Consider the following 25452-nt stretch of genomic DNA (forward strand, 5'->3'; position numbering starts at 1 on the left):
GGGTTCACCGGCGGCGAGGGGGATGTTTCCCGCCGCTTGCGGTTCCTCCGCGGCCCGGTGGACCCCGGAACACGTCCGGGGTGACGGGGGAGATGGGGCGGTCGTCTCGCTCACCCAACTTGGCTCGAGCGGCCGCTTTCTCAATTGACTAAACCGGCCTCGCTCGCCAGAGCGGCGCATGTCGATGGCGGTGCGAACCGTCATGGGCATGCGCGGGAGAGAGCCCCTCACGAAAGGGGCCGCCGAAGGAGCAACCACCCCGGAATCTCTCAGGCAAACGGACCGCGCAGGCCTTATCGATACTCTGGAAAGCGCCCCTTCTAGGGGCCACCGAAGGGGTAAGCCGGCGGTGCCGGCGAAAGCTCTCAGGTTCCCGTGACAGAGGGGGTTCGACGGATCGTGACGGCGGGTACGCCCCCGCGGGAACGGTCGCGTGGCCTTGATCTGGAGACGGTTGATGAGCGAGACGCTGACGGAAACCCTGCCCGACCCGCTCGATGGGATCGAAGAGGGCGACGAACCCGCCATCCTGCACCTCCCTCTGGACGCGTGGCACCGCGCCCGCGGCGGCCGCATGGTGCCGTTCGCCGGCTATGAAATGCCCGTCCAGTATGAAGGCATCATGGCCGAGCATCTGTGGGTGCGCGACTCGGCCGGGCTGTTCGACGTCAGCCACATGGGGCAGGTGACGCTGACCGGGGACGGCCTGGATGCGGCGGCGATCGCCAAGGCGCTGGAAGCGGTGCTGCCGGGCGACATCGCCGGCCTGGCGCCGACCAAGATCCGCTATTCGCTGCTGCTGAACGACGAGGGCGGCATCCTCGATGATTTGATGGTGACGACGCTGCCGGCAGAAGGCGCGCATCCGTTCGGCGAGGCGAGCCATTATGTCGTCGTCAACGGCGCGACCAAATATGACGACCTCGCCTATCTGCTCGACGTGCTGCCCGACGACGTGACGCTCAACCTGATGGACGAGCAGGCGCTGCTCGCGGTGCAGGGGCCGAAGGCGGTCGAAGCGGTCGCGCGGCTAGTGCCGGGTGTCGAGCGCCTCGTGTTCATGACCGCGGGTGCGTTCGAATGGAACGGCCATGCGCTGTGGATCAGCCGCTCGGGCTATACGGGCGAAGATGGCGTCGAGATTTCGATCCCGGCCGAGGCGGCTGCAGCCTTCGCCGATGCCCTGTGCGAGCAGCCCGAGGTGAAGCCGATCGGCCTGGGTGCGCGCGATTCGCTGCGGCTCGAAGCCGGCCTGCCGCTCTACGGCCACGACCTCGATCCCGAAACGACGCCGGTGATGGCGGACCTGGGCTTTGCGCTGTCGAAGCGGCGTCGCGAGGCGGGTGACTTCGCCGGTGCGGCCCGCATCCTCGCCGAGCGCGAGAGCGGTGCGGCGGTGAAGCGCGTCGGCCTGTCGGTCGCCGGGCGCCAGCCGGTACGCGAGGGTGCGAGCGTCGTCGATGCCGACGGCGCGGTGATCGGCCGCGTCACCAGCGGCGGCTTCGCCCCCAGTGTCGGCGCGCCGATCGCGATGGCCTATATCCCCGCCGACCTAGCGAGCGCCGGCACCGCCGTCCGCCTCGTCCAGCGCGGCAAGATTCATGAGGGCATTGTCACCCCGATGCCCTTCGTTCCCCACCGCTATGTCCGCGCAGGAGGCAAGTGAGATGAGCCGTTACTTCACCGAAGATCACGAATGGGTCGACGTCGATGGCGACATCGGCACGGTCGGCATTTCGGAATATGCGCAGAGCCAGCTGGGCGACATCGTGTTCGTCGACGTTCCCGAAGACGGCAAGGCGCTGTCGAAGGGCGACGAGGCAGCGGTGGTCGAATCGGTGAAGGCGGCGTCGGACGTCTATTCGCCGGTGTCGGGCAACGTGCTGGAAGGCAACAGCCAGCTCGCCGACGATCCCAGCCTCGTCAATTCGGACGCCGAGGGCGAGGGCTGGTTCTTCAAGATCACGCTGAGCGATCCGTCGGAGCTGGAAACGCTGATGGACGAGACCGCCTACGAAGCGTTCGTCGCGAAGCTGTAAAGATCAGCGTCATGCCAGCGCATGCTGGCATCTCGTGCCGCGGGCGCGCGCTTGTGGACGGAGACCCCAGCCTTCGCTGGGGTGACGCTTTCCGCCAAGGATCATAGATGCGCTACCTGCCGCTTACCCAAACCGACCGTGAGGCGATGCTGTCCGTCATCGGCGCCGCCAGCATCGACGACCTGTTCGTCGACGTGCCCGAGGCTGCCCGGCTCGACGGGCCCGTCCATGGCCTGCCCAATCACGCCACCGAACTTGCGGTCGAGCGGCATATGGCCAAGCTCGCGCGGGCGAACACGGTTGCGGGCGAGGTGCCCTTCTTCCTCGGCGCGGGCGCGTATCGGCATCATGTGCCCGCGACGGTCGATCACCTGATCCAGCGCGGCGAGTTCCTGACTGCCTATACGCCGTATCAGCCCGAGATCGCGCAGGGCACGTTGCAGATGCTGTTCGAGTTCCAGACGCAGGTCGCGCGCCTGCTCGGCACAGACGTCGCCAATGCGTCGATGTACGATGGCTCGACCGCCTGCTGGGAAGCGATCGGCATGGCGCGGCGCATCACCAAGCGCGGCAAGGCGATCCTGTCGGCCGGCCTGCACCCGCATTACGTCAGCGTCGCCAAAACGATGGCAAAGTACACCGGCGATACGCTGGACACGACGACGCCTTGGCTGACCGGCGAGATGGATATCGATCGGCTGATCGAGAAGATCGACGGCGATACGTCGTGCGTCGTCGTGCAATATCCGGATATCCTGGGCCGCATCGCCGATCTGACGCCGCTCGCTGACGCCTGCCACAAGAACAAGGCGCTGCTGATCGCCGTCGTCACCGAGCCGGTCGCGATGGGCGCGATCCGTTCGCCGGGCGAGATGGATGCCGATATCGTCGTTGGCGAAGGCCAGTCCTTGGGCGTCGGCCTCCAGTTCGGCGGTCCGTACGTCGGCCTGATGGGCTGCAAGGAGAAGTACATCCGCCAGATGCCGGGTCGCTTCTGCGGCGAGACGGTGGACGCCGACGGCAAGCGTGGCTTCGTGCTGACGCTGTCGACGCGCGAACAGCACATCCGTCGCGAAAAGGCGACGTCGAACATCTGCACCAATTCGGGGCTGTGCGCGCTCGCCTTCTCGATCCACATGACGCTGCTCGGCGAAGCGGGGCTGCGTCGGCTCGCGGCGATCAACCATGCCGGTGCGTGCCGCGCGGCGGATCGTCTGGCCAAGGTGCCGGGCGTCGAACTGGTGACGCAGAGCTTCTTCAACGAATTCACGCTGAAGCTGCCGAAGGAAGCGCGTCCCGTCGTGCGCACGCTCGCCGATCGCGGCATCCTGGCGGGCGTGTCGCTCGGCCGGCTGTATCCGGGCGAGGATGCCCTCGCCAACGGGCTGATCGTCGCGGTCACCGAAACGACGACCGCGGAGGACGTCGAAACCTTTGCCGCCGCACTCGAGGAGGTCCTGGCATGAGCATCAACCAGAGCGGCTGGCGCCCCGAGATGACCGCGCGCGACGGTGCGGCGGGTCAGACCTTCACGGGAAATCGCGCGCTGATGCTGGAAGAGCCGTTGATCTTCGAGATCGGCTCGACCGAGACGACCGGCGTCGACTTTCCCGAGGGCGACGTCGCAGGCTCGCGGCTGGGTAACCTGACGCGTAAGGACGCGATCGGACTTCCGGGCCTCGCCGAGCCGGAAACGATCCGCCACTATACGCGGCTCAGTCGGCAGAATTACGCGATCGACCTGGGGCTGTTCCCGCTCGGTTCGTGCACGATGAAGCACAATCCACGCCTGAACGAACGCGTCGCGCGGATGCCGGGCTTTGCCGACGTGCATCCCTTGCAGCCGGTCGACACCGTGCAGGGCGCGCTGGGCGTCATCAACGAACTGGCGGTGTGGCTGATCAAGCTGACCGGCATGTACGGCGTTGCGATGAGCCCCAAGGCGGGCGCGCATGGCGAGCTGTGCGGCATCCTGTGCATCAAGGCGGCGCTGGAAAAGCGCGGCGAAGGCCATCGCAAGGTCGTGCTGGTGCCGGAATCGGCGCACGGCACCAATCCGGCGACCGCCGCCTTTGCGGGCTTCACCGTCGAGGACATTCCGGCGACGCCGGATGGCCGCATCGACACCGCGGCGCTGGAAGCGCGGCTGGGGCCGGACGTGGCAGCGGTGATGATCACCAACCCCAACACCTGCGGCCTGTTCGAACGCGACCTGAAGCGCATCTCTGACGCGGTGCATGCGGCGGGTGGCTACGTCTATTGCGACGGCGCGAACTTCAACGCGATCGTCGGGCGGGTGCGTCCGGGTGACCTTGGCGTCGATGCGATGCACATCAACCTGCACAAGACCTTCTCGACGCCGCACGGCGGCGGCGGGCCGGGGTCTGGGCCGGTGGTGCTGTCCGAAGCGCTGGCGCCGTTCGGGCCGCTGCCCTTCACCGCGCGGATGGCCGACGGTCATATCCAGCTGATCGAGGAAGAGACCGCGGGCGACGACCATCCCGACACGTTCGGGCGGATGACCGCGTTCCACGGCCAGATGGGCATGTTCACCCGGGCGCTGACCTATATCCTCAGCCATGGTGCCGACGGCCTGAAGCAGGTCGCCGAAGACGCGGTGCTCAACGCCAATTACGTGCTGCGCAGCCTGGAGGGCACGCTCGACGCGCCGTTCGCGAAGGCGGGGCCGTGCATGCATGAGGCGATCTTCAGCGACGCCAACCTTGCCGACGGCTTCTCGACGCTCGACGTCGCCAAGGGGCTGATCGACGAGGGCTTCCACCCGATGACGGTCTACTTCCCGCTCGTCGTCCATGGCGCGATGCTGGTGGAGCCGACCGAGACCGAATCGAAGGCGGCGCTCGACCAGTTCATCGGTGCGCTGCGCAGCGTGGCGGAGCGGGCGAAGGCGGGCGATGCCAGCCTGAAGACCGCGCCGCACTTCGCGCCCCGGGCCCGTCTCGACGAGACGCTGGCGGCGCGCAAGCCAGTGCTGGTGTGGAAGGAGCAGCCGCTGGCCGCGGCGGCGGAGTAACGGCTTCTCCTCTTCCGTCAGGCCCTTGCCCTCGCTACCCTTCGCCCGAACAGGGGCAGGGGTAGCGTATGCAGGCACATCAGGCGGGCGGCTGGATCAGCTATGCAATCCCGTTCGTCATGATCGCGATCGTCGTGGCGGTTCGGTGGAAAAGGATGAGCCGCGTGACGCCGCTGAAACTGGAGCGGCTGTGGATGCTGCCCGCTGCCTATGCGGCGCTCGTCGTCTTCGCCTTCTCGATGCATCCGCCCAAGGGGCTGGCGTGGCTTTTCTGCCTGCTGGCGCTGGGGCTTGGTGCGGCGCTGGGCTGGCAGCGGGGCAAGATGATGCGGATCATGTTCGATCCCGAAACGCATCGGCTTAACCAGACGTCGTCGCCCGCCGCGCTGCTGTTCATCGTCGTCCTGCTCGTCGTGCGTAGCGGGGCGCGGGGGGCGATGAGCTACAGCGGCGGCGCATTCGATCCGATGGCGGCGACCGACGTGCTGATGGCACTGGCGCTGGGCCTGTTCGCGGCGCAGCGGCTGGAGATGTACATGCGCGGCAAGCGCATGCTGGAGGCGGCGCGCTAACCTGCGCGCCGTTGCGCCGTGGGCGTGCGGCCGATGCGCTTCCGCTTTTCGGCGTAGAGCATCGCGTCGGCGCGGCGGGCGAAGTCGCGCAGCGAGTGGCAGTCGGTATCGAACATCGCATAGCCGATCGACCCCGCGCTCGTCATCGTGATGCCGCCGGCGCTGACGGGGACGCGCAGCGCGGCTTCCAGGCCGCGGCACAGCTGTTCCGGGTCGGCGATCAGCGCGGGCGCGGTGACGATCAGCGCGAATTCGTCGCCGCCGATCCGCGCCGCGAAACAGTCGCGCAGCCACGGCTGGGTCAGCGCCGCGCCGGTCAGACGCAGCACGTCGTCGCCCGCGTCATGGCCGAGCGCGTCGTTGATCGCCTTGAACCCGTCGAGATCGATCAGCATCAGCATCAGGGCGCTGTTGTCGGTGCGGGCGCGCGTCATCGCCGCATCGAGCTCTCGGTCGAAGGCGGCGCGGTTGGCGATGCCGGTCAGCGCGTCGGTATCGGCTGAGCGGCGCAGCTGCGTTTCGAGGCGATGGCGTTCGGTGATGTCCTGGAACACGCCGACCAGCGCCTGGACGCTGCCGTCCTCGCCACGCTCCGCCTCACCCGCCGCACGGACCCGCAGCACGCGCCCATCGGCGGTATGGAGTTCCGATTCGAGGTCGAAGGGCTCGCCGGTCCGGATCGTATGCTCGATCGTCGCCGACACATGATCGCGGACATGCGGCGGGTAATAATCGAGCGCCTTGCTGAGCGGGGGCTGGTCGCCCGTCGGCACGCCGTGGATGCGAAAAACGTTATCCGACCATTCGAGCTGCGAGTCGCCGAGCGACAGGCGCCACGATCCGATGCGGGCGATGCGTTCGGCCTGGCGGAAGATCTTGTCCTGCCGTGCATGCTCGCAGACCAGCTGTTCGCCGGTCGTCGCGATGCGGATCGCCTCCATGGCGTTCCGCCGGGCGGCAATGAGCACCTCGGCCAGCGTCGCGAGGTGGCGCAGCGCCGCTTCGCCCGCGGCATTGAGCGAGCGCGGCGTGGCATCGAGCACGCACAACGTCCCGATCGGCTGCGTCACGCCATGGCCGTCGACGACATGGATCGGGACGCCGGCATAGAAGCGGTGGCCCGCGTCGGTCACCACCGGGCTTGTGCGATATTGCGCATCCAGCGTCATGTCGGTGATGACCATCAGTTCGTTGCGCTGCACGGTGCGGTCGCACATCGCGACGTCGCGCCCGAGTTCGTTCGGGCCGGGCGCGTTCATCGCCTTGACCCAGATCCGGTCGCGATCGACGAGGCTGAGCAGTGCGGTGGGGCAGCCGAGCAGGTCGGCGGCCAGCGCGACGACCGCGTCGAATTCGCGTTCAGGCTCGCTGTCGAGCAGGTTGAGCGCATGGAGCGCTGCCAGACGACCGGCTTCGTCATAGGCCGCCTGTGGGGGAAGGACAGCATCATTCATGAAATTTGCCATGCCACTCAAGGTCTTAAAATGTCCTTCCCTCACAGGCCGGTCCGAGCCACAACCGCGACGGAATGAGCGAGAGCGATCCCTCTGAGGCGCTGCCCCTGACGATGCAATGGGCGGCGCATCTGGCGCGCGACCGGCGACGGTCGGCGCATACCGTGCGCGCCTATCGCGCCGGTGCGGAGAGGCTGGTCGCGTTCCTGCAGGCGCATTGGGGCGAGCGGCCGACGGCGGCGGCGCTGGCACGGGTGAGTGCGGCGGACCTGCGCGCCTTTCTGGCGGCGCGGCGTGGCGAGGGGCTGGGCAATGCCTCTGCCGCGCGTGAACTGTCGGCGGTGCGCGGGTTTCTGGCGTTTGTGGCGCCCGATGCGGCGATGCCGCGGCTGCGCGGCCCTCGTGTCAAACCCGGCGTGCCGCGGCCGATCGCGCCGGACGAGGTGATGGCGCTGGCCGGCGAGGTGGCGGATGAGGCGGCGGAGCCCTGGGTGGGCGCGCGCGACTGGGCAGTGCTGCTGTTGCTGTATGGCGCAGGGCTGCGCATCGGCGAGGCGATCGCGTTGCCGGCGCGCGTTCTGCCGCTGGGGGAGACGCTGACGGTGACGGGCAAGCGCGACAAGACGCGGATCGTGCCGCTGCTGCCGCAGGTGCGCGCCGCGGTGGAGGCCTATGCGGCGCAGACGCCCTGGGCGCCGGCGCCGGACGAGCCGCTGTTCCGCGGCGTGAAGGGCGGGCCGCTGTCGCCGGGGGTGGTCCGGCGATCGGTGCGCGCGGCGCGGGGCCGGCTGGGGCTGGGCGAGCGGACGACGCCGCATGCGCTGCGCCACAGCTTCGCGACGCATCTGCTGGGCCGCGGTGCCGACCTGCGCGCGTTGCAGGAGTTGCTGGGGCATGCGAGCCTGAGTTCCACGCAAATCTATACCGCGGTCGATGCGGCACATCTGATGGACGTGTACCGGAATGCGCATCCGCGGGCGTGATGGCCGGCGAAGATAGACAACATGAACACCTTGGGTGAAACGATCGGGGGGTATCGTTTCCGATCATGCGTTGATCACGTCTCTACGATCGAAAGAGCATACCCTAACTCAGTGCCGTCGCCCCAGCGTAGGTTGGGGCCTTTAGCGGCGCTTGTCGCGCAGGGGCCGCATGAGATCCCAGCCTTCGCTGGGATGACGCATTTGGTGAGTGATGCTTCTTTTTTGCGGTGTAGGACAGACGTGCCTGATTTGTCCTTTTCCGTCAGGCCCTTGCCGACCTTGTGATCCTATCGTGCGCGCGGTTTCCAGGTGAGGACGCGCCACAGGTAGCCGAGGACGATCGCGACGGTGACCGCGATGGCGGCGGGGCCGACGTAGCGGTCGATCTCTTCGAAGCGCGAGCCGAGGAACACGCCCGCGGCGGCGAGGATCGTGTTCCAGATCAGGCTGCCCGCAAAGGTCCAGACGAGGAAGCGCCACAGCGGCATGCAGGTCATGCCCGCGGGCAGCGACACGATGGTGCGGAACGTGGGCATGAAGCGGAAGACGAACACCACGCCGCCGCCGCGTTTCAGGAAGAAGCGGTGCAGCTTTTCGACGTCCTCCCACTCCATCGTCAGCCAGCGGCCGTGGCGTTCGATGAACGGGCGGAAGCGCTTGTAGCCGATGTGGCGGCCGATGAAATACCAGAAGTAATTGCCCGCGGTGGTGCCGGCAGTGCCCCACAGGACCAGCGGCACCAGCGCCATGTCGCCACGCGCCACCGCCATCCCGCCGAGGCCCATGATCACTTCCGACGGAATAGGCGGGACGATATTTTCCAGCGCCATCAACAGGAAGATGCCGATATAGCCGCCTTGGGCGATGGCGTTGAGGATGAACTCGGTCATGGCCCAGGGTAACGGCGCGGGGGTCAGCCGCGTTCCGCTATCCGCCTTTCGATGGCATCCCAGATCAGGCCGGCGACGTCGGTGCCGTCGAACGTCTGGATCGCGACGATGCCGGTCGGGCTGGTGACGTTGATCTCGGTCAGCCATTCGCCGCCGATCACGTCGATGCCGACGAACAGCAGCCCGCGGCGCTTCAATTCCGGCCCGAGCACGACGCAGATCTCGCGCTCGCGCTCCGTCAGTTCGGTCTTCACCGCCGAGCCGCCGACCGCGAGGTTCGACCGGATTTCGCCTTCGCCCGGCAGGCGGTTGATCGCGCCCGCGACCTCGCCATCGATCAGGACGATCCGCTTGTCGCCCTTCGCCACCGCGGGCAGGAACGCCTGAATCATATGCGGTTCGCGCCAGGTCTGGTTGAACACCTCGATCAGCGCGGACAGGTTCGCGCCGTCCGATCCGACGCGGAAAATCGCCTTGCCGCCGTTGCCGTGCAGCGGCTTGACGACGATCTCGCCGTGCTGCGCGAGGAAGGCGCGCGCTTCGTCGAGGCTGCGCGTCACCAGCGTCGGCGGCATGAACTGCGCATAGTCGAGAACGAACACCTTTTCGGGCGCGTTGCGGACGCTGTGCGGGTCGTTCACCACCAGCGTCCGATCGGCGATGCGTTCGAGCAGGTGCGTCGCGGTGATATAGCCCAGGTCGAAGGGCGGATCCTGCCGCATCAGCACGACGTCGGCCTGTTCGCCGAGATCGAGGCTGACGGGGGCGTCGAAGTGGAAGTGGTCGCGCGCGCCCGGTGCCGCCGGGCGCTGCACCGTCACCGGATGCGCCTTCGCCCAGACGCGGCCATCGGCGTAATTGAGGTCTTCGGCGAGGTAATGGAACAGCCGGTGCCCGCGCGCCTGGCCTGCCAGCATCAACGCGAAGCTCGAATCGCCGGCGATGTTGATCTGATCGAGCGGGTCCATCTGGACGGCGACGGTGAGGGTCATGGGCACACTCGCGAGTGGGTTGGTTCGGGGTGGGACTTAGGGGGCGGGCGGTGGAATGTCACCCGGAGCGCGCGCGGAAGTGGACGAAGTGGAGGATACGTCGTCGTCGGGAGGCGGGGGACGGAACGCCTTTTGTCGAGGGCGACGAAGGGGGTTTTGCGCAGAGGCGCGACGGTGTGTCGGGCGACGTCGCGCTGCACTTCCCGCCGGGGTGACGCACCGTACCGGTGCGGCGGGCGGCACTATGGTGCGGCTATCGCAAAGCGTCACCCCAGCGCAGGCTGGGGTCTCTCGCGGCTTGTGCTGCGCTCGATAACGATGAGATCTTAGCCTGCGCTGGGATGGCGATGGGGGCGGTGGGGATGGATTCGGGCCCTTGCGCGGGACGCGGTGTGGGGCGGGGGCGGGCATGGGTGGACGCTATCGACGCCGGGACGCGTAGGACAGCGTGTCCCGTTTTCCGTCGCCTGATCCGTCACTTGCGGTGCCGGCGATCCAACACGCTCAGCCGATCCAGGCGTTCTCGATATGCCGCGGCCGCGTGCCGGGGGCGAGCAGGATGACGTCGACGCGAATGTCGTCGCCCGGCCCGGCATAGCGCGGCATCAACACCTCCGCCGCGGCGGCGACGCGGGCGAGGCGGCGTTCGTCGATCGCGAAATCGAGCTCGGCGGCGGTCGCACGCGCCTTCACCTCGACGAACGCGACCAGCGCGCCGCGGCGGGCGATGATATCCACCTCACCCGCCGGCGTGCGCACGCGGCGATCGAGAATGCGCCAGCCCTTCAGGCGCAACCACCAGCCCGCGATCCGTTCAGCCCGTCGGCCAGCGGCTTCGGCGGACTGGCGCGCCTGGGTGGTGCGGCGACGGGGCGGGCGAGGCATGGGAGAAGGGTGGCGCAGCGCGCCGACGGTCGCAAGGTTTTGGATGGTTCGTGTCGTCCAGAAGGGGACGGGCAGCTAACGCCGATCAGCGGACCTTAAAGGACGCTTATGGCAAATTCCGCATACCGACACTGGCGGCCCGACCATCGACTGCTAAAACAGAACGATGGGACGTTTGGCACAGACATTTCGCAATTCCGGTAGCCGCCCCATTTACGTAAGCCTCGAACCGATAGCTGCACGCTACCGTATTGAGCCTGCCTCCGAACTGATCCTTCGTTACGACGATGAAATTCCACAAGACGAACACAATTCGACATTGAGAGTGGAGATTGTTGAAAGGCAGGGCGGGCCTGAAATCATTATCTGGACATGCGCCGCATCCCTATTTCTCCCTGATGGCCGCGAAGCTATCGAGGATCACGGGGTCTGACGACAAGATTGGGCTGAGGCGAAGTTTGCAAGCTCGCGCGGCGCAACGATGACTGAACAGCCGCCCGTCCGCTTTCCTCCCAAAAGCAGACGGGCAGCTAACGCCCAAAGGGGACACCGCTCCCCGCAAACACCGCTACGCCGCAACCGCACCGGCAGGCACGCAGTATTGCGCGAGCGGAAGGTCGGTCAGGCAATCACGCCTATCGGACGCACCCATTTTGATCTACATTGCAAAGTGTTACGTCCAGATCGGGTCGATATGCCTCGAATCCTTCGCGCCCTTATGACTGCTTTAGCCAACGACGTAGAGTCCCACGCTACAAACGCAGAGACAATCGCCGCTCAGACAAATCTCTTGGCTCTCAACGCTGCTATTGAAGCCGCGCGCGCAGGCGAGGCGGGTCGCGGCTTCGCTGTGGTGGCAAATGAGATTAAGAATCTGGCCACAACTGCGCGCCAAGCCTCAAAATCGTTCCGGGCGCACGTTATCGATCGGTTGCAGTCCGGTGCAGACATGGCCGATGACATGCTAACCGAGCTTGAAGGCGGGCGCCTGCGTGAATTAGCTCAGGCGATCGCTGATAGCTTGTCTCGAACCCTTTATGATAGGTCGATCGACGTCAGGCTGTTGGCCTCGGATCGTACGATTCGCGATGCTCTGTCGCTCGACAATGGACCCGATCACTACCGTGCGGCGGCTCTCGGACGCATGCGCAAACTCCTGCGTATATCCCCGTATTTCTTGAACGCCTTTATCGTCGATGCAGACGGTAACGTCGCGGTATGCGCCCACGAGAACGCATCGGTACAATCAGTCAACTTTTCAGGCATGCCTCAGTTCGAGCGCGCGAGAAGATCTGTCGATGAAGACGGGTGGTTTACTGATGAGGTCTGGGACAACCCATGGTCGAATCATCGTAAGGTTCTAGTGTTTGTCGCGCCCATAGTTTCATCAGGTGTGAATATCGGAGTATGCTATCTAGAATATGATTTCCAGGGTCAGGCAGAGCAGATCATGAATGCGGTCGGCGGTCGCAGGTCACGGTCCGTCACCTCAATTATCGATGACGCCGGCCGCGTTGTAGCAACGGACGGGAATTATACATTTCACGAAAAGCATCCGTATGCGATCCCGTCATCCGCGGCGCACTTGTCCCATCGGGATGGCCTAATCATCGCCCAGGCAATTGTGCCGTCGGACCACGGCCTCACCGGCCTGAGATATCGCTGCGTGATCGAGGATCGGCATGCAACGGAGGGGGATATCACGCTGGCGATAACGCCCGCGAGCCAGCCGATTACGCACCCATAACGGGAACTGCGCCTTGCGACTGGTCCCGCCTGGGGCGGAGGCCCCTCCGTCGCGGCGGTCGTCGCGCCACAGGACCGCGGCGACACGATAGGCGACTCTTGGGGAGGCCTGCGCTCTGCCGGGACGCCGTCCGCGGTTCTGAGGTCTACCCTTCCCCCTTCATCGTCAGGGCGCGGGCGTACAATTCCTTGCGGTCCAGGCCGAAGGCCTTGGCGACCTCGCCGGCGGCTTTGGCGACCGGCAGGCGGGTGAGGGCGTCGGCCAAGGCGGCGTCGGCGTCTTCGATCGCGGCGGGCGGAGCTTCGCCGGGAGGGGCGATGACGATGGCGATTTCGCCCTTGGGCGGCGCGTCGGCGTAGCGGGTGGCGAGGGTCGATAGCGTGCCGGTCACCGCTTCCTCGAAGCGCTTGGTGATCTCGCGCGTCACCGCGGCCTCGCGGTCGCCGAGGCCTTCCGCCAGGGCGGTGAGGCAGGCGGAGAGGCGCGGGCCGGATTCGTAGAGGACGAGCGTCGCACGGATCGGGGCGATTTCGGCGATGGCGTCGGCGCGGGCCTTGGCCTTGCTCGGCAGGAAGCCGGCGAACAGGAAGCGATCGGTGGGCAGGCCCGCCAGCGTCAGCGCGGCGATCGCGGCGCAGGGGCCGGGGATCGTCACGACGGTATGGCCCGCGGCGCGGGCGTCGCGGACGAGTTTGTAGCCGGGATCCGAGATCAATGGCGTGCCGGCGTCCGAGACGAGCGCGACCGCCTCCGTCCCCATGCGCGCGATCAGGCCGGGACGGACGCCTTCGGCATTATGGTCGTGGTAGGGAACCATCGGGCGCTTTGCACCGATATGGCGGAGCAGGCCGGCGGTGACTCGGCTGTCCTCGACCGCTACGACGTCGGCGCGCGACAGGATGTCGGCGGCGCGGGGCGATAGGTCAGCAAGATTGCCGATCGGGGTCGCAACGATATAAAGACCGGGCTGTAGGGGATTTTCGACGATGGTCACGGGGAACGTCATGACAGAGGCGAGCGCGGTTGGACAGCCTGCGAAGGGCGGCGGCATCAAGCGCTGGCTGGCGATCCTGGGGGCGGGGCTGCTTGCGGCCTGTTCCACCGTGGTGCCGCGCGGACCGGTGGAGGCGCCGACGCGGCCGGGCCGGCCGCAGGCGCAGCGACCCGACGCGCCGGTGGAGGCGGGGCTGCCGCGCGACACGCAGCGCAACCGCGTCGCGCTGCTGGTGCCGCTGTCTGGCGCCAATTCGGGCGTCGGCCGATCGATCGCCAATGCGACGATGCTGGCGGTGCTCGACACCGGCACCGACAAGGTGCGGATCACCAATTACGATACCGCGACCGGCGCGGGCGCCGCGGCACAGCGCGCCATCGCCGAGGGCGCGCAGCTGATTCTGGGGCCGCTGCTGGCCGACGACGTGCGCGCCGTCGCGCCGATCGCCAAGGCGGCGGGCGTGCCCGTGCTGAGCTTTTCCAACGACGTGTCGGTGGCGGGCAATGGCGTGTATCTGATGGGCTATGTGCCCGGCCAGTCGATCGACCGCGTCGTGCAATATGCGCGCAGCCGCGGGGTTTCGAGCTTTGCCGGCCTGATCCCCAACGGTCTGTACGGCGAGCGGGCGTCGACCGCTTTCCTGCGATCGGTGGAGGGCGCGGGCGGATCGGTGGTGTCGCTGCAGACCTATGGCCGGACCGCGGGCGGGGTGACGGGCGCGGTGACGCGGCTCAATGCCAAGGCGCCGTATGATGCGGTGCTGGTCGCCGATGCGGGCACGACCGCGGCGGTCGCGGCGCCGCTGATCAAGCGCGGCAGCGGGGCGTCGACGCGGATCCTGGGCACCGAATTGTGGAATTCGGAGAACGGGCTGGCGGCGAAGCCGGCACTGGCGGGGGCGTGGTTCGCGAGCGTGTCCAACACGCTGTACCGGCAATATGCGGCCAAGTATCGCGCGCGCTACAATGCCGGGCCGTACCGGCTGTCGAGCCTGGGCTATGACGCGGTGCTGCTAACGGTGCGGATCGCGCGCGACTGGCCGGTGGGTCGGGCGTTCCCGGAGGGCAAGCTGCGCGATGGCGACGGCTTTGCGGGCATCGACGGCGCGTTCCGCTTCGGTCGCGATGGCGTGGCGGAGCGGGCGCTGGAGGTGCAGGAGATCCAGGCGGGCGGGCTGGTGACGGTGTCGCCGGCGCCTTCCGGGTTTGGGCGGTAAGGGGTTTTCGCGCGAAGACGCGAAGACGCTAAGGTGTGGCGTTTGCTGCCGCAGGCTTTCTCTTTTCACTCGGCACCGCTTGGTGCGACCGTGATGAAGAGCGGCGGCTGCGCCGCGGGCGTACCCTCTTCGCGGCTTTGCGGCTTCGCGTGAGTCCAGTCCTCCCCCTGGCGGGGGGAGGACCGGGGTTAGGGCGCGTCGGCGACGACCAGCGGCAGGATGGAGTCGAGCAGCAGCGCGCCGGCTTCGGTGACGCGGAGGCGGTGGCCTTCGTGGGCGATCATGCCTTGGCGCGAGAGGCGCTCGACCGCGGGCCAGTCGATCGGGGCGGTGCCGCCCGCGAGTGCCGCGACATGGGTAAGGTCGACGCCTTCGCGCAGGCGCAGGCCCATGACGAGCGCTTCGCTGGCGCGATCGTGGGGGGCGAGCGGGTCCTCGACCTCCAGGCCATGGCCGTTGCGTGCCACCGCGGACAGCCAGTTTTCAGGCTTGCGGCGGCGCTGCGTGGCGAGGCCGTCGCGGCGGCCATGCGCGCCGGGGCCGACGCCGGCATAATCGCCATAGCGCCAATAGGTGAGGTTGTGGCGGCTCTCCGCGCCGAGACGCGCGTGGTTCGAGGTTTCGTAGGCGGGCAGGCCGGCGGCGGCGGTCATCGCGCGGGTCATCTCGAACAGATCGGCGGCGGTATCGCCGTCGGGGATCGTCAGGCGGCCCTGCGCGGCCTCGGTGGCGAAGCGGGTGCCGGGTTCGATCGTCAGTTGGTAGAGCGAGAGATGTTCGGTGCCGAAGCCGAGCGCGCGGGTGAGTTCGCGCTCCCACGCGCCGAGGCTCTGGTCGGGCAAAGCATAGATCAGGTCGATGCTGACGCGGGCGAAATGCGCCTGCGCGGTGTCGAGTGCACGCAGGCTTTCGGCGACGCTGTGCGCGCGGCCGAGGAAGGCGAGCGCGCTGTCGTCGAGCGATTGCAGCCCGAGCGAGACGCGGTCGATGCCGGCGGCGGCGAGATCGGCGAAGCGCGCGGCCTCGACCGACGAGGGATTCGCCTCCAGCGTGATCTCGATATCGGGGGTGGGCGTCCAGTGCGTCTGCGCGGCGTCGAGGATCGCGGCGACCGTCGAAGGCGGCATCAGCGAGGGGGTGCCGCCACCGAAGAAGATCGATCCGAGCGTCCGGCCGGGCAGCGCGGCGGCCTCATGCGATAGGTCGGCGAGCAGCGCGTCACGCCACGCCTGCTGGTCCACCACATCGCGGACATGGCTGTTGAAGTCGCAATAGGGGCATTTGGAAACGCAGAACGGCCAATGGACGTAGAGCGCCAGGGGCCGGGCTGCCGGCGTCTTGTCGGGGGTCATGATGGTGCCGATATGGCGGCGATGATCGCGAAACGCTACCGCGCGCTTGCGCTGCCGCTGTTGATGTCCCCTGTGCTGCTGGCCTGTGCGCAGGCGCCCGAGGGGCCCGAACGTGTGATCGAGCCACGGGTGAGCGCATCCGCCGCGCCGCGCGGGTCGGTGCTGCTGAAATCGGTAATGCTCGCCGCGCACAATCGCGCGCGGGGCGAGGTGGGCGTGGCGCCGTTGGTGTGGAGCGATACGCTGGCGGCGTCGGCGCGCGGCTATGCCGAGGAGATGGCGCGGACCGGGCGGTTCGAACATGCCGTGCAGCCGATGGGGCCGGGGCGGCAGGGCGAAAATCTGTGGACCGGCACGCGGGGGGCGTATCGGTTCGACGAGATGGTGGGGTATTGGATCGCGGAGAGGCGCGATTTCGTGAACCTGCCGACGCCGAACTTCAGCCGGACGGGGCGATGGCAGGACGTGGGGCATTATACGCAGATGGTGTGGCGTGGATCGACTGCGGTCGGCTGCGCGATCGCAAGCAATCGGAGCGACGAGTATCTGGTGTGCCGCTATGCGCCGCCGGGAAATGTGTTCGGGCAGGTGGCGTTTTAGGTGCTCGCTGCGGAGGGGTGTGTTCGCGCGAAGACGCGAAGACGCGAAGAGGGTTCGGGTGGGGCGGTGCTCCCGGTCTGCCTGTTCGCGTGGTTGGAGGGTCGCCTATCCGTCATCCCAGCGAAGGCTGGGATCTTGTGGTTATGGCGCGGCGCAAGAGCCGGTTGAGGCCCCAGCCATCGCTGGGGCGACGGTTTGGGGATCGCGACGGCGCGATGCCCGGGCGTCAGGCCCGAGCTCTTTGCGTCTTCGCGTCTTCGCGTGAAATCACACGATCGCAGCGCTGGTGTAGGCGCAATATTTGCGCCAGCCGAGGCTGGTGTAGAGCGCCGCGCCCATGTCGGTGGCGGTGAGGATTTGCTGCGACCGCGGTGAGCGGCGGGTGGCGGCGAGCGTCGTCATCAGCGCGTGGCCGAGACCGCGGCGGCGGTGGGCTTCGGCGGTGACGATGCGGTCGTAGACGAAGACGCCGTCGAGTTCGGCGGCATAGCCGCTCGCGGCGAGATCGCCGGCGGGGCCGGTGATCGCGACATGCGCGACGCCGGCGGTGTGCGTGGTGGTGGCGATATAGCCGGCCGGGAGCGGGCGGCGGGGCGGCGGTGGACCGTCGGTCACCATCATGCGGTTGGCGTCGGTGATCGTCCAGCGTTCGGGCAGCAGTGCGCGCAAGGTGGCGGCGTCGGCGCAGAGCTTCAGGAAGATGGCGGGTTCGGTGATCGTCGCGGCGAGATGGGCGAGGCCGGGGCCGGCTTCGGCGAAGACGTAGCGCTGGCGTTCGGCGTCGATGCCGGTGTCGACGCGCCAGCCGCCGTGGTCCGCGACGGGCGCGGGCAGGCCGCGGGCGAGGGAGCGGGCGGCGAGCCAGCCGCGAACGAGAGCGGGGTCGGGGGCGGTGTCGGGGGTCATGGGGTGGGGTGCCCTTGCCGGCTCCGCTTCGTCACCCCGGACTTGGCCCGGGATTCACGCCGCGGCGAGGGGGAGGCTGGAGGCTCCGGCCACTCCCCTGCGGCCCGGTGGACCCCGGACCAGGGACCCCAACAAAGTAATACTTTGATGGGAACCTAAGTCCGGGGTGACGGAGGGGGTGGGGCGGGGTCTCGTGTCCCAGCATGCCCACCCGTGCCTCAGAACACCGCGGCGACGAGCTGTCGGAAGGCGTCGGCGCGGTGGCTGATCGCGTGCTTGGCGGCGGCGTCCATTTCGCCGAACGTCTCGGTGCCGTTGTCGGGCAGGAACATCGCGTCATAGCCGAAGCCATTGCCCCCGCGCGGCGGCCAGACGAGCGTGCCGTCGACGCGGCCTTCGAACCATTCGACATGGCCGTCGGGCCAGGCAAGCGCGAGAGCGCACACGAAATGCGCCGAGCGCGCCATGTCGGGCTCTTCGTTCAGGCGGTCCTCGACCAGCCGCATCGCGAGGTCGAAATCCTTCGACTCCCCGGCCCAGCGCGCCGAGAAGATGCCGGGATCGCCGCCCAGCGCATCGACGCACAGGCCGCTGTCGTCGGCGAGTGCGGGCAGGCCGCTGAGGTCGGCGGCGATCCGCGCCTTTAGCTCGGCATTGGCGACGAAGGTGGTGCCCGTCTCTTCGGGTTCGGGCAGGTCGAGTTCGCCCGCCGAGATCGGCTCGACGCCATAGGGGCCGAGCAGCTCGGCAATCTCGCGCACCTTGCCGGGATTGTGGCTGGCGATGACGAGCTGGCCGGGGCGCAGCTTGCGGATCGCCTGCGGGATGTCGCCCTCGCCGCTCATTTGACCGCCCGCTGCGTTGCCTGCTCTTGGGCGGCGAAGATCTCGGCGCAGCCGATGCGGGCGAGGCGGAGCAGGCGGAGCAAGGCCTCCTCGTCATAGGTGGCGTGTTCGGCGGTCGCCTGTGCCTCGGCGATATTGCCGTTTTCGAGCAGGACGAAATTGCCGTCCGCATCCGCCGCCGAATCCTCGAGATAGTCGAGGTCGAGCACCGGCGTGCCCTGATGGATGCCGCAGCTGACCGCAGCGACCTTTTGCAGAATCGGGTCGACGGTGAGCTTGCCACTGGCGAGCAAAGTGTTGACCGCGAGGCGCAGCGCGACCCAGGCGCCCGAGATCGCCGCGGTGCGGGTGCCGCCGTCGGCCTGAAGGACGTCGCAATCGAGCGTGATCTGGCGTTCGCCGAGCAGCTTCATGTCGACCACGGACCGCAGCGACCGGCCGATCAGGCGCTGGATTTCCTGCGTGCGGCCCGACTGCTTGCCCTTGGCGGCTTCGCGGCTGCCGCGGGTGTGGGTGGCGCGGGGCAGCATGCCGTATTCGGCCGTCACCCAGCCTTCGCCCTTGCCGCGCAGGAACGGCGGCACGCGCTCTTCGATACTGGCGGTGACGAGCACCTTGGTGTCGCCGAACGCGACCAGCACCGATCCTTCGGCGTGGCGGGTGAAGTTCGGGGTGATCGTGATCTCGCGCATCTGGTCTGGCGCGCGGCCGCTGGGGCGCATTTGGGTCTCCTTGGGATTTGGGGTGGCGATAGACCGGACGGCGGGGGGATGCCAGCGGTGTTGGTGTACCTGCCTCATACGCCTCGTCATTCCCGCGAAGGCGGGAATCCAGACGCGCTACCGCTGCGTCTTCAGCTGTGAGGGCAGAGGTTATGGATTCCCGCCTTCGCGGGAATGACGAGGAGGGGACGAAGAGCAGCGGTTGCCCGCCCCGCAAACGGCCCTAGATTGCGCTTATGGCCCCGCCCGTCACCGAACTGACCGATCGCGCGCGCGATATCTTTCGTGCCGTCGTCGATGGTTATGTCGAGAGCGGCATGCCGGTGGGGTCGAAGACGATCGCCGCGGCCTCCGGGCTCAACCTGTCGCCCGCGTCCATTCGCGGCGTGATGCAGGAGCTGGAGGAGCTGGGCCTGCTCGCCAGCCCGCATACCAGCGCGGGGCGCATCCCGACCGAGCGCGGCCTGCGGCTGTTTGTCGACGGGATGATGCAGGCGCTGGAACCGAGCGCCGAGGAGCGCGCGGCGATCGAGGCGCGTGCGGGGCATCACGGCCCGGTCGAGGAGGCGCTGGCGGCGACCACCGCGGCGCTGTCCGGCCTGTCGGCCTGTGCCGGCCTGGTGATGGTGCCCAAGCGCGAGGTGCCGTTGCGCTCGATCGGCTTCATCGGCCTGTCGGCGACCCAGGCGATGGCGGTGCTGGTCAGCGAGGACGGCAGCGTCGAGAACCGAGTCATCGCGCTGCCCGCGGGGATGACGCCGTCGGCGCTGATCGAGGCGGGCAATTACATGACCGCGACGCTCGCCGGCCTGACGCTGGGCGAGGCGCGGGCGCGGATCGAGCGGCAGCTGGCCGAGGATCGCCATGCGCTGGACGGTGCGGCGCGCGCGCTGGTCGAGGCGGGGCTGGTGGTGTGGAGCGAGGACGATGCGCGCCGCCCGGTGCTGATCGTGCGCGGGCAGGGGCGGTTGATCGATGCCGCCGCTGCGGCCGACCTGGAACGCCTGCGCGACCTGCTCGACGATCTGGAGGGCAAGCAGGAGATCGCGCAGCTGCTCGACAGCGCGCGGGCGGGCGACGCGACCCGCATTTTCATCGGCGCGGAAAACAAATTGTTCGCGCTGTCCGGCAGTTCCGTCATCGCGCGGCCGTTCCGCGGACCCGGCGGGCGGGTGGTCGGCGTGGTCGGCGTGATCGGCCCCACGCGGTTGAACTATGCGCGCGTCGTGCCCATGGTGGATTTCACGGCGGCAACGCTTGCCCGTTTGATGGGCTGACGACGACAAACAGGGATCGTAAATGACCGAAGAGACCAAGACCGACGCCGAGGCGCTGCGCCAGGATACGGCGGCGGCGGCGCCCGAAGTGGCGGAACATGATCGCGTGGCCGAGCTGGAGAACCAGCTGGCCGATGCGAAGCAGCAGGTGCTGTACGCGCAGGCCGAAATCCAGAACGTGCGCCGTCGCGCCGAGAAGGAAATCGCCGATGCGCGCGCCTATTCGACCACGTCGTTCGCGCGCGACATCCTGTCCGTGGCGGACAATCTGGCACGCGGGCTGTCGGCGATACCGGCCGAGCTGCGCGCGGACGAGAAGCTGAAGGGCCTCGTCACCGGGCTGGAAGCGACGGGGCGCGAACTCGACAGCGTGTTTGCGCGCAACGGCATCGTGAAGGTCGAGGCGATGGGCGCGACGCTCGATCCCAACAAGCATCAGGCGATGATGGAAGTGCCGAGCGACGCCGCGCCGGGCACGATCGTGCAGGAAATGCAGGCGGGCTACATGATCAAGGACCGCCTGCTGCGCCCGGCGCTGGTTGGCGTGGCGCGGAAGCCGGATTGATCTAAGTCCTCCCCGGAACGGGGAGGTGGCAGCCCGCAGGGCTGACGGAGGGGGGCTTCGGCAAGCGGAGCGTTCGCGGACGGCCCCCTCCACCCTTCGCTTCGCGAACGGTCCCCCTCCCCGTGCCGGGGAGGAATTGGAGTTGCCATGAATCCGAATCTCACCGCCGATCGCCCGACCTTCGTCACCCACCTCGAATGCTCGCTGACTGGCGAACGCTATGACGCGGACCAGCTGCATGGCCTGTCGCGCGCCGGGCGGCCCTTGCTGGTGCGGTACGATCTGGAGGGCGTGCGCGGTGCGTTGGCGAAGGACGCGCTGACGGCGCGGCCGACCGACCTGTGGCGGTGGCGCGAGCTGTTGCCCGTCCGGCGTACGGAGAACATCGTCAGCCTGGGCGAGATCGAGACGCCGCTGATCCCGCTGCTGAAGAGCGGCGGCGATGGCAACGTGCTCGTCAAGGATGAGGGGCGGTTGCCGACGGGCAGCTTCAAGGCGCGCGGGCTGGTGATGGCGGTCGCGATGGCGAAGGAATTGGGCGTCACGCGCATCGCGATGCCGACCAACGGCAATGCCGGCGCGGCGCTGGCGGCCTATGCCAGCCGGGTGGGGATCGAGACGATCGTCTTCTGCCCCGAGGATACGCCCGAGGTGAACGTCCGCGAGATCGCGATGCAGGGCGCGCGCGTCTATCGCGTCAACGGGCTGATCGACGATTGCGGCGCGATCGTGGGGAAGGGCGCCGCCGAAGGGCGCTGGTTCGATTTCTCGACGCTGAAGGAGCCCTATCGCATCGAGGGCAAGAAGACGATGGGGCTGGAGCTGGCCGCGCAGCTGGGCTGGGACTTGCCCGATGCGATCTTCTATCCCACCGGCGGCGGCACGGGTCTGATCGGCATGTGGAAGGCGTTCGACGAGCTGGAGCGGCTCGGCTGGATCGGGTCCAAGCGGCCGCGCATGTATGCGGTGCAGGCGAGCGGCTGCGCGCCGATCGTGCGGGCGTTCGAGGCGGGCGAGGAGCATGCCGAGCGCTGGGAGGATGCGCGCACCGTCGCCGCGGGCATCCGCGTGCCGCGCGCGGTCGGCGACTTCCTGATCCTGCGCGCGGTGCGCGAGAGCGGCGGCAAGGCGGTGGGCGTCGGCGACCCCGCGATCCTGGCGGCAGTGGACGAGGCGGCGCGAAAGGACGGCCTGCTGCTGTGCCCCGAGGGCGGCGCGACGCTGGCGGCGTATCGGCAGGCGCTGCGCGATGGCGAGGTGGATGAGGACGAGCGCGTCGTGCTGTTCAACTGCGCGACGGGGCTGAAATATCCAATGCCGGAGGCGCCGGCGTGGCTCGATCGGCACGGGGCCATCGACCTAGGCGCCTTGTGATCGTCACCCCGGGCTTGACCCGGGGTCCCGCTTGGTCGGGCGGCGCAGGAGAAGCGGGACCCCGGCTCTTCGGCCGGGGTGACGGAGGGTAGGCTGCGCTTTAGCCGAACGGCAGCAGCGTTTCGTATTGGGCGAGGCTCGGCGCGCCGGGGATGCGGGTGCCGTGGCGGAGCAGGAAGGCGTGGCGGACGATCTCGCCCTGCTGTTCGATGCCGTAGCGGTGGAGCGGCTGGCCGGGCTTGAGCGCGTAATCGTAGCGGCAGAAGGGGTGGCGGGCGAGCGGCAGGCAGATGCCGCGCTGATGCTGCCAGATATGCACCATCTCGTGGATGAAGAGCCCCTGGTCGGTCAGTGCGGCGGCGGCGAAGTCGTCGCGCCAGCCCTGACCCTTGGGGTGGAAATGGATGCAGCCGCGTGGCGCCATCACCGTGTCGCGCGGCTGGAAGAAGGCCCATTTGCTGCGCGAGAGCGTCACTTGGCTGTAGTCGATCGTGTCGTGGAAGACCGACGCGGCGAGGGCGCGTTCGCCGTCGGTGAGCGGGCGGGTGGGGTGCGGCATTGCCGGGGAGATAGGAGGCGGGGTGGGGGTGTGCCAGTGGTGGGGACGGGCGTGGGTCCCTACCGTCCGTCCGTCACCGCGGACTCGTTCCGGGGTCCACTTTGCGGCGAGGGGCGGCACTGGAGCTTCCTGCCGATCCCTAGCGGCCCGGTGGACCCCGGAACGAGTCCGGGGTGACGGGGTGGTTGGGCGGTCGTTGTGGCAGTTTCAGTCCGTGCCCGTTCGTGCACCAGACTTACCCCTTCGTCATTCCCGCGAAGGCGGGAATCCATAACCTCTGACCTTGCGGCTGGAGGGGCGACGGTAGCGTGTCTGGATTCCGCCTTCGCGGGAATGACGGAGTGGGAATGGGGCGCCCTCGTCCGCGACGGAGGGCACGCGAAAAGGGCCGCCGGATCGCTCCGGCGGCCCCTCTCATCCATCGGTCAGGATCAGGACTGACCCTGGCTCAGGAAGCCGATCAGTTCTGGCTTGGACACCGACTTGCTCTTGTCCTTGTCCGCCTGGGCGAAGGCCGAGGCGACCCAGGACTTGGTCTTGGCATCGGTGGCGGTCGCCTTGGGGTCGCTCGCCTGCTTCAGCTTGACCATCCAGCTGGCGAACTCGGCCTTTTCGAGCTTGCCGTCCTTGTTCGCGTCATAGGTCGGGAATTCGGTTTCGACTACGCTCGCCACCTGGTCCGCGCCGGTCGCCGGCTGCGCCGCGGTCTGCGTCGCATCAGCGGGCGTCGCTGCCGCGGTCGCCGAATCCATCGGCGTGGCGGCCGCAGGCTGCGCGTCGGTCACTGGCGATCCGGCGGGGGCCTGAGTTTGCGGCGCGGTCTGCGTCGTGGTTTGGGTCGGCGCAGTATTGGTCGTCTGCTGCGCCAGTGCCGGCGTAGCAACCGTCATCACTCCGGCGAGAAGAGCATATTTCAGCATTGCTGGTCTCCCATCGTTATTCAATCTCTGCGGCGCACATCACTTCACCGTGTGCCGCGTCGTCTTAAAATGGGGAATTATGATCTGGATGCAAGCCTGACGGGTTTACGGCTTGCGACCCCCGCTGCTAGGAACCCGCGGAAATCCGCGAGTCGCGGCCGATGCGGCCACGACGAACCGTGCAGCCGTCAGGACGAAGGAACACCATGGTCCCCCGCTATTCCCGCCCCGAAATGACCGCGATCTGGACGCCCGAGAACCGGTTCCGCATCTGGTTCGAGATCGAGGCGCACGCCACCGACGCGCTCGCCGAGCTGGGCGTGGTGCCCAAGGATGCCGCCGCGGCGCTGTGGGCGTGGTGGAACACCAACCCCGCGATCGACGTCGCCGCGATCGACGCGATCGAGGCGGTGACCAAGCACGACGTCATCGCCTTCCTGACCTGGGTTGCGGACAATGTCGGCGACCAAGCGCGCTTCATGCACCAGGGCATGACCTCGTCCGACGTGCTCGACACCGCGCTGGCGGTGCAGCTGGCGCAGGCGGCGGACATCCTGATCGCCGATCTCGACAAGCTGCTCGCCGTGCTGAAGACGCGCGCGATCGAGCATAAGATGACGCCGACGATTGGCCGCAGCCACGGCATCCATGCCGAGCCGGTGACGTTCGGGCTGAAGCTGGCGCAGGCCTATGCCGAGTTCGACCGCTGCCGCACGCGGCTGATCGCGGCGCGCGCCGATATCGCGACCTGTGCGATTTCGGGTGCGGTCGGTACCTTTGCCAACATCGATCCGTCGGTCGAAGAGCATGTCGCCGCCAAGCTGGGGCTGTCGGTCGAGCCCGTCTCGACCCAGGTCATCCCGCGCGATCGCCATGCGATGTTCTTCGCCACGCTGGGCGTCATCGCCAGCTCGATCGAGCGGCTGGCGACCGAGGTGCGCCATCTGCAGCGTACCGAGGTGCTGGAGGCGGAGGAGTATTTCTCGCCCGGCCAGAAGGGTTCGTCGGCGATGCCGCACAAGCGCAACCCGGTGCTGACCGAGAACCTCACCGGCCTCGCCCGCATGGTGCGCGGCTATGTGACGCCGGCGCTGGAGAATGTCGCGCTGTGGCATGAGCGCGATATCAGCCACTCGTCGGTCGAGCGCTACATCGGGCCGGACGCGACGATCACGCTCGATTTCGCGCTGGCGCGGCTGACCGGGGTGATCGAGAAGCTGCTCGTCTATCCCGAGCGGATGGACAAGAACCTCAACAAGATGGGCGGGCTGGTCCATTCGCAGCGCGTGCTGCTCGCGCTGACGCAGGCGGGGGTGAGCCGCGAGGACGCGTACCGTCTGGTGCAGCGCAACGCGATGAAGGTGTGGGAATCGGACGGGCAGCTGTCGCTGCTCGAGCTGCTGAAGGGCGATGCCGAGGTGACCGCGGCGCTGTCGCCGGCGGAGATCGAGGACAAGTTCGATCTGGGCTATCACCTGAAGCACGTCGACACGATTTTCGCGCGGGTGTTTGGCTGATCCCAAGTC

24 protein-coding genes, 1 pseudogene and 1 riboswitch are annotated in these 25452 nt (G+C 67.9%); of the genes and pseudogenes, 14 read left to right on the top strand and 11 right to left on the bottom strand.

The features are described from left to right. The first annotated feature begins 203 nt into the window (after nt 1-203). Nucleotides 204-295: riboswitch (glycine riboswitch) on the top strand. Nucleotides 296-457: 162 nt separating this feature from the next. The 5 genes from gcvT (at nt 458) to ACGVWT_RS13355 (ending at nt 5645) form a co-directional block, all read left to right on the top strand. Next, complete coding sequence (gene gcvT / locus ACGVWT_RS13335; protein WP_315460650.1) at nt 458-1666, top strand: glycine cleavage system aminomethyltransferase GcvT; 1209 nt, start codon at nt 458-460, stop codon at nt 1664-1666. Between the two features lies 1 nt (nt 1667). Continuing rightward, nucleotides 1668-2039 carry a glycine cleavage system protein GcvH gene (gcvH, locus tag ACGVWT_RS13340; protein WP_017980040.1) on the top strand — a complete coding sequence of 124 codons (372 nt, stop codon included), beginning with the start codon at nt 1668-1670 and terminating at the stop codon, nt 2037-2039. Between the two features lie 107 nt (nt 2040-2146). Beyond that, on the top strand, nt 2147-3505 hold the full coding sequence (gene gcvPA, locus ACGVWT_RS13345) for an aminomethyl-transferring glycine dehydrogenase subunit GcvPA (protein WP_315460649.1): 1359 nt from the start codon (nt 2147-2149) through the stop codon (nt 3503-3505). Beyond that, complete coding sequence (gene gcvPB / locus ACGVWT_RS13350) at nt 3502-5073, top strand: aminomethyl-transferring glycine dehydrogenase subunit GcvPB (RefSeq protein WP_315460648.1); 1572 nt, start codon at nt 3502-3504, stop codon at nt 5071-5073. The genes gcvPA and gcvPB overlap by 4 nt, the downstream gene beginning before the upstream one ends. A 68-nt stretch (nt 5074-5141) precedes the next feature. Further along, nucleotides 5142-5645 carry a CcdC protein domain-containing protein gene (locus ACGVWT_RS13355; protein ID WP_315460647.1) on the top strand — a complete coding sequence of 168 codons (504 nt, stop codon included), beginning with the start codon at nt 5142-5144 and terminating at the stop codon, nt 5643-5645. Here the strand turns inward: ACGVWT_RS13355 and ACGVWT_RS13360 are convergent. Continuing rightward, on the bottom strand, nt 5642-7099 hold the full coding sequence (locus ACGVWT_RS13360; protein ID WP_315460646.1) for a diguanylate cyclase domain-containing protein: 1458 nt from the start codon (nt 7097-7099) through the stop codon (nt 5642-5644). The genes ACGVWT_RS13355 and ACGVWT_RS13360 overlap by 4 nt on opposite strands. A 113-nt stretch (nt 7100-7212) precedes the next feature. Between ACGVWT_RS13360 and ACGVWT_RS13365 the strand changes: the two genes are divergently transcribed. Beyond that, nucleotides 7213-8082, top strand: coding sequence for a tyrosine recombinase XerC (locus ACGVWT_RS13365; RefSeq protein ID WP_315461014.1), 870 nt, complete (start codon nt 7213-7215; stop codon nt 8080-8082). Nucleotides 8083-8369: 287 nt separating this feature from the next. Here the strand turns inward: ACGVWT_RS13365 and ACGVWT_RS13370 are convergent, their stop codons facing one another. From ACGVWT_RS13370 to ACGVWT_RS13380, 3 genes are all read right to left on the bottom strand, one after another. Then, nucleotides 8370-8972 (bottom strand): DedA family protein, encoded by a 603-nt coding sequence (locus ACGVWT_RS13370; protein ID WP_315460645.1) that lies wholly within the window; start codon nt 8970-8972, stop codon nt 8370-8372. Nucleotides 8973-8995: 23 nt separating this feature from the next. After that, on the bottom strand, nt 8996-9964 hold the full coding sequence (gshB, locus tag ACGVWT_RS13375; protein WP_315460644.1) for a glutathione synthase: 969 nt from the start codon (nt 9962-9964) through the stop codon (nt 8996-8998). Nucleotides 9965-10468: 504 nt separating this feature from the next. Further along, nucleotides 10469-10849, bottom strand: a complete 381-nt coding sequence (locus ACGVWT_RS13380) for a YraN family protein (protein ID WP_315460643.1) — start codon at nt 10847-10849, stop codon at nt 10469-10471. Nucleotides 10850-11024: 175 nt separating this feature from the next. Between ACGVWT_RS13380 and ACGVWT_RS13385 the strand changes: the two genes are divergently transcribed. Together ACGVWT_RS13385 and ACGVWT_RS13390 are read left to right on the top strand one after the other, a co-directional pair. Continuing rightward, a complete protein-coding gene (locus ACGVWT_RS13385; RefSeq protein ID WP_315460642.1) occupies nt 11025-11282 on the top strand; it encodes a hypothetical protein in 258 nt (85 codons plus the stop codon). A gap of 336 nt (nt 11283-11618) precedes the next feature. Continuing rightward, nucleotides 11619-12596 (top strand): annotated as a pseudogene (locus ACGVWT_RS13390) (methyl-accepting chemotaxis protein); the annotation flags it as partial. A 145-nt stretch (nt 12597-12741) separates the two neighbouring features. Here the strand turns inward: ACGVWT_RS13390 and rsmI are convergent. Continuing rightward, nucleotides 12742-13602: a 16S rRNA (cytidine(1402)-2'-O)-methyltransferase gene (gene rsmI, locus ACGVWT_RS13395; protein WP_315460640.1), complete on the bottom strand. Its 861-nt coding sequence runs from the start codon at nt 13600-13602 to the stop codon at nt 12742-12744. Here rsmI and ACGVWT_RS13400 point away from each other — a divergent pair. Beyond that, on the top strand, nt 13601-14806 hold the full coding sequence (locus ACGVWT_RS13400) for a penicillin-binding protein activator (protein WP_315460639.1): 1206 nt from the start codon (nt 13601-13603) through the stop codon (nt 14804-14806). The two genes, rsmI and ACGVWT_RS13400, sit on opposite strands and share 2 nt — an antisense overlap. 188 nt (nt 14807-14994) lie before the next feature. Here the strand turns inward: ACGVWT_RS13400 and hemW are convergent, their stop codons facing one another. Beyond that, nucleotides 14995-16158, bottom strand: a complete 1164-nt coding sequence (hemW, locus tag ACGVWT_RS13405) for a radical SAM family heme chaperone HemW (protein ID WP_315460638.1) — start codon at nt 16156-16158, stop codon at nt 14995-14997. 12 nt (nt 16159-16170) lie between these two features. Here hemW and ACGVWT_RS13410 point away from each other — a divergent pair, with 12 nt between their 5' ends. Beyond that, a complete protein-coding gene (locus tag ACGVWT_RS13410) occupies nt 16171-16758 on the top strand; it encodes a CAP domain-containing protein (RefSeq protein WP_315460637.1) in 588 nt (195 codons plus the stop codon). 267 nt (nt 16759-17025) lie between these two features. On the opposite strand, the gene ACGVWT_RS13415 is transcribed toward ACGVWT_RS13410, so the two are convergent. The 3 genes from ACGVWT_RS13415 to rph form a co-directional block, all read right to left on the bottom strand. Then, nucleotides 17026-17664 carry a GNAT family N-acetyltransferase gene (locus tag ACGVWT_RS13415; protein WP_315460636.1) on the bottom strand — a complete coding sequence of 213 codons (639 nt, stop codon included), beginning with the start codon at nt 17662-17664 and terminating at the stop codon, nt 17026-17028. A gap of 218 nt (nt 17665-17882) precedes the next feature. Then, nucleotides 17883-18509 (bottom strand): RdgB/HAM1 family non-canonical purine NTP pyrophosphatase, encoded by a 627-nt coding sequence (gene rdgB, locus ACGVWT_RS13420; RefSeq protein WP_043060487.1) that lies wholly within the window; start codon nt 18507-18509, stop codon nt 17883-17885. Further along, a complete protein-coding gene (gene rph / locus ACGVWT_RS13425; RefSeq protein ID WP_315460635.1) occupies nt 18506-19231 on the bottom strand; it encodes a ribonuclease PH in 726 nt (241 codons plus the stop codon). Before rph ends, rdgB begins: the two co-directional genes overlap by 4 nt. A gap of 236 nt (nt 19232-19467) precedes the next feature. Here rph and hrcA point away from each other — a divergent pair, with 236 nt between their 5' ends. The 3 genes from hrcA (at nt 19468) to ACGVWT_RS13440 (ending at nt 22447) form a co-directional block, all read left to right on the top strand. Then, nucleotides 19468-20508 carry a heat-inducible transcriptional repressor HrcA gene (gene hrcA / locus ACGVWT_RS13430; RefSeq protein ID WP_116460530.1) on the top strand — a complete coding sequence of 347 codons (1041 nt, stop codon included), beginning with the start codon at nt 19468-19470 and terminating at the stop codon, nt 20506-20508. A 22-nt stretch (nt 20509-20530) separates the two neighbouring features. Continuing rightward, nucleotides 20531-21073 (top strand): nucleotide exchange factor GrpE, encoded by a 543-nt coding sequence (gene grpE, locus ACGVWT_RS13435; protein ID WP_116460531.1) that lies wholly within the window; start codon nt 20531-20533, stop codon nt 21071-21073. A gap of 147 nt (nt 21074-21220) precedes the next feature. Then, nucleotides 21221-22447: a threonine synthase gene (locus ACGVWT_RS13440; protein ID WP_394426766.1), complete on the top strand. Its 1227-nt coding sequence runs from the start codon at nt 21221-21223 to the stop codon at nt 22445-22447. Nucleotides 22448-22547: 100 nt separating this feature from the next. Here the strand turns inward: ACGVWT_RS13440 and ACGVWT_RS13445 are convergent, their stop codons facing one another. Next, a complete protein-coding gene (locus tag ACGVWT_RS13445; protein ID WP_315460633.1) occupies nt 22548-23006 on the bottom strand; it encodes a vgr related protein in 459 nt (152 codons plus the stop codon). Between the two features lie 431 nt (nt 23007-23437). Beyond that, nucleotides 23438-23926, bottom strand: a complete 489-nt coding sequence (locus ACGVWT_RS13450; RefSeq protein ID WP_315460632.1) for an EF-hand domain-containing protein — start codon at nt 23924-23926, stop codon at nt 23438-23440. A gap of 206 nt (nt 23927-24132) precedes the next feature. On the opposite strand from ACGVWT_RS13450, the gene purB reads away from it, so the two are divergent. Next, nucleotides 24133-25443 (top strand): adenylosuccinate lyase, encoded by a 1311-nt coding sequence (purB, locus tag ACGVWT_RS13455; protein ID WP_147037056.1) that lies wholly within the window; start codon nt 24133-24135, stop codon nt 25441-25443. Nucleotides 25444-25452 lie beyond the last annotated feature (9 nt).

The sequence above is a fragment of the Sphingomonas sp. S6 genome (genome assembly GCF_043498045.1).
GTDB lineage: Bacteria > Pseudomonadota > Alphaproteobacteria > Sphingomonadales > Sphingomonadaceae > Sphingomonas.

Coding starts and splice junctions, on each gene's coding strand:
- gshB (WP_315460644.1), bottom strand. CDS start 9,964: ATGACCCTCACCGTCGCCGTCCAGATGGACCCGCTCGATCAGATCAAC.
- ACGVWT_RS13400 (WP_315460639.1), top strand. CDS start 13,601: ATGACAGAGGCGAGCGCGGTTGGACAGCCTGCGAAGGGCGGCGGCATC.
- ACGVWT_RS13360 (WP_315460646.1), bottom strand. CDS start 7,099: ATGAATGATGCTGTCCTTCCCCCACAGGCGGCCTATGACGAAGCCGGT.
- ACGVWT_RS13370 (WP_315460645.1), bottom strand. CDS start 8,972: ATGACCGAGTTCATCCTCAACGCCATCGCCCAAGGCGGCTATATCGGC.
- purB (WP_147037056.1), top strand. CDS start 24,133: ATGGTCCCCCGCTATTCCCGCCCCGAAATGACCGCGATCTGGACGCCC.
- ACGVWT_RS13450 (WP_315460632.1), bottom strand. CDS start 23,926: ATGCTGAAATATGCTCTTCTCGCCGGAGTGATGACGGTTGCTACGCCG.
- rdgB (WP_043060487.1), bottom strand. CDS start 18,509: ATGAGCGGCGAGGGCGACATCCCGCAGGCGATCCGCAAGCTGCGCCCC.
- ACGVWT_RS13355 (WP_315460647.1), top strand. CDS start 5,142: ATGCAGGCACATCAGGCGGGCGGCTGGATCAGCTATGCAATCCCGTTC.
- ACGVWT_RS13445 (WP_315460633.1), bottom strand. CDS start 23,006: ATGCCGCACCCCACCCGCCCGCTCACCGACGGCGAACGCGCCCTCGCC.
- hemW (WP_315460638.1), bottom strand. CDS start 16,158: ATGACCCCCGACAAGACGCCGGCAGCCCGGCCCCTGGCGCTCTACGTC.
- gcvT (WP_315460650.1), top strand. CDS start 458: ATGAGCGAGACGCTGACGGAAACCCTGCCCGACCCGCTCGATGGGATC.
- gcvPA (WP_315460649.1), top strand. CDS start 2,147: ATGCGCTACCTGCCGCTTACCCAAACCGACCGTGAGGCGATGCTGTCC.
- gcvPB (WP_315460648.1), top strand. CDS start 3,502: ATGAGCATCAACCAGAGCGGCTGGCGCCCCGAGATGACCGCGCGCGAC.
- grpE (WP_116460531.1), top strand. CDS start 20,531: ATGACCGAAGAGACCAAGACCGACGCCGAGGCGCTGCGCCAGGATACG.
- ACGVWT_RS13365 (WP_315461014.1), top strand. CDS start 7,213: ATGCAATGGGCGGCGCATCTGGCGCGCGACCGGCGACGGTCGGCGCAT.
- gcvH (WP_017980040.1), top strand. CDS start 1,668: ATGAGCCGTTACTTCACCGAAGATCACGAATGGGTCGACGTCGATGGC.
- ACGVWT_RS13380 (WP_315460643.1), bottom strand. CDS start 10,849: ATGCCTCGCCCGCCCCGTCGCCGCACCACCCAGGCGCGCCAGTCCGCC.
- hrcA (WP_116460530.1), top strand. CDS start 19,468: ATGGCCCCGCCCGTCACCGAACTGACCGATCGCGCGCGCGATATCTTT.
- ACGVWT_RS13410 (WP_315460637.1), top strand. CDS start 16,171: ATGGCGGCGATGATCGCGAAACGCTACCGCGCGCTTGCGCTGCCGCTG.
- ACGVWT_RS13440 (WP_394426766.1), top strand. CDS start 21,221: ATGAATCCGAATCTCACCGCCGATCGCCCGACCTTCGTCACCCACCTC.
- ACGVWT_RS13415 (WP_315460636.1), bottom strand. CDS start 17,664: ATGACCCCCGACACCGCCCCCGACCCCGCTCTCGTTCGCGGCTGGCTC.
- rsmI (WP_315460640.1), bottom strand. CDS start 13,602: ATGACGTTCCCCGTGACCATCGTCGAAAATCCCCTACAGCCCGGTCTT.
- rph (WP_315460635.1), bottom strand. CDS start 19,231: ATGCGCCCCAGCGGCCGCGCGCCAGACCAGATGCGCGAGATCACGATC.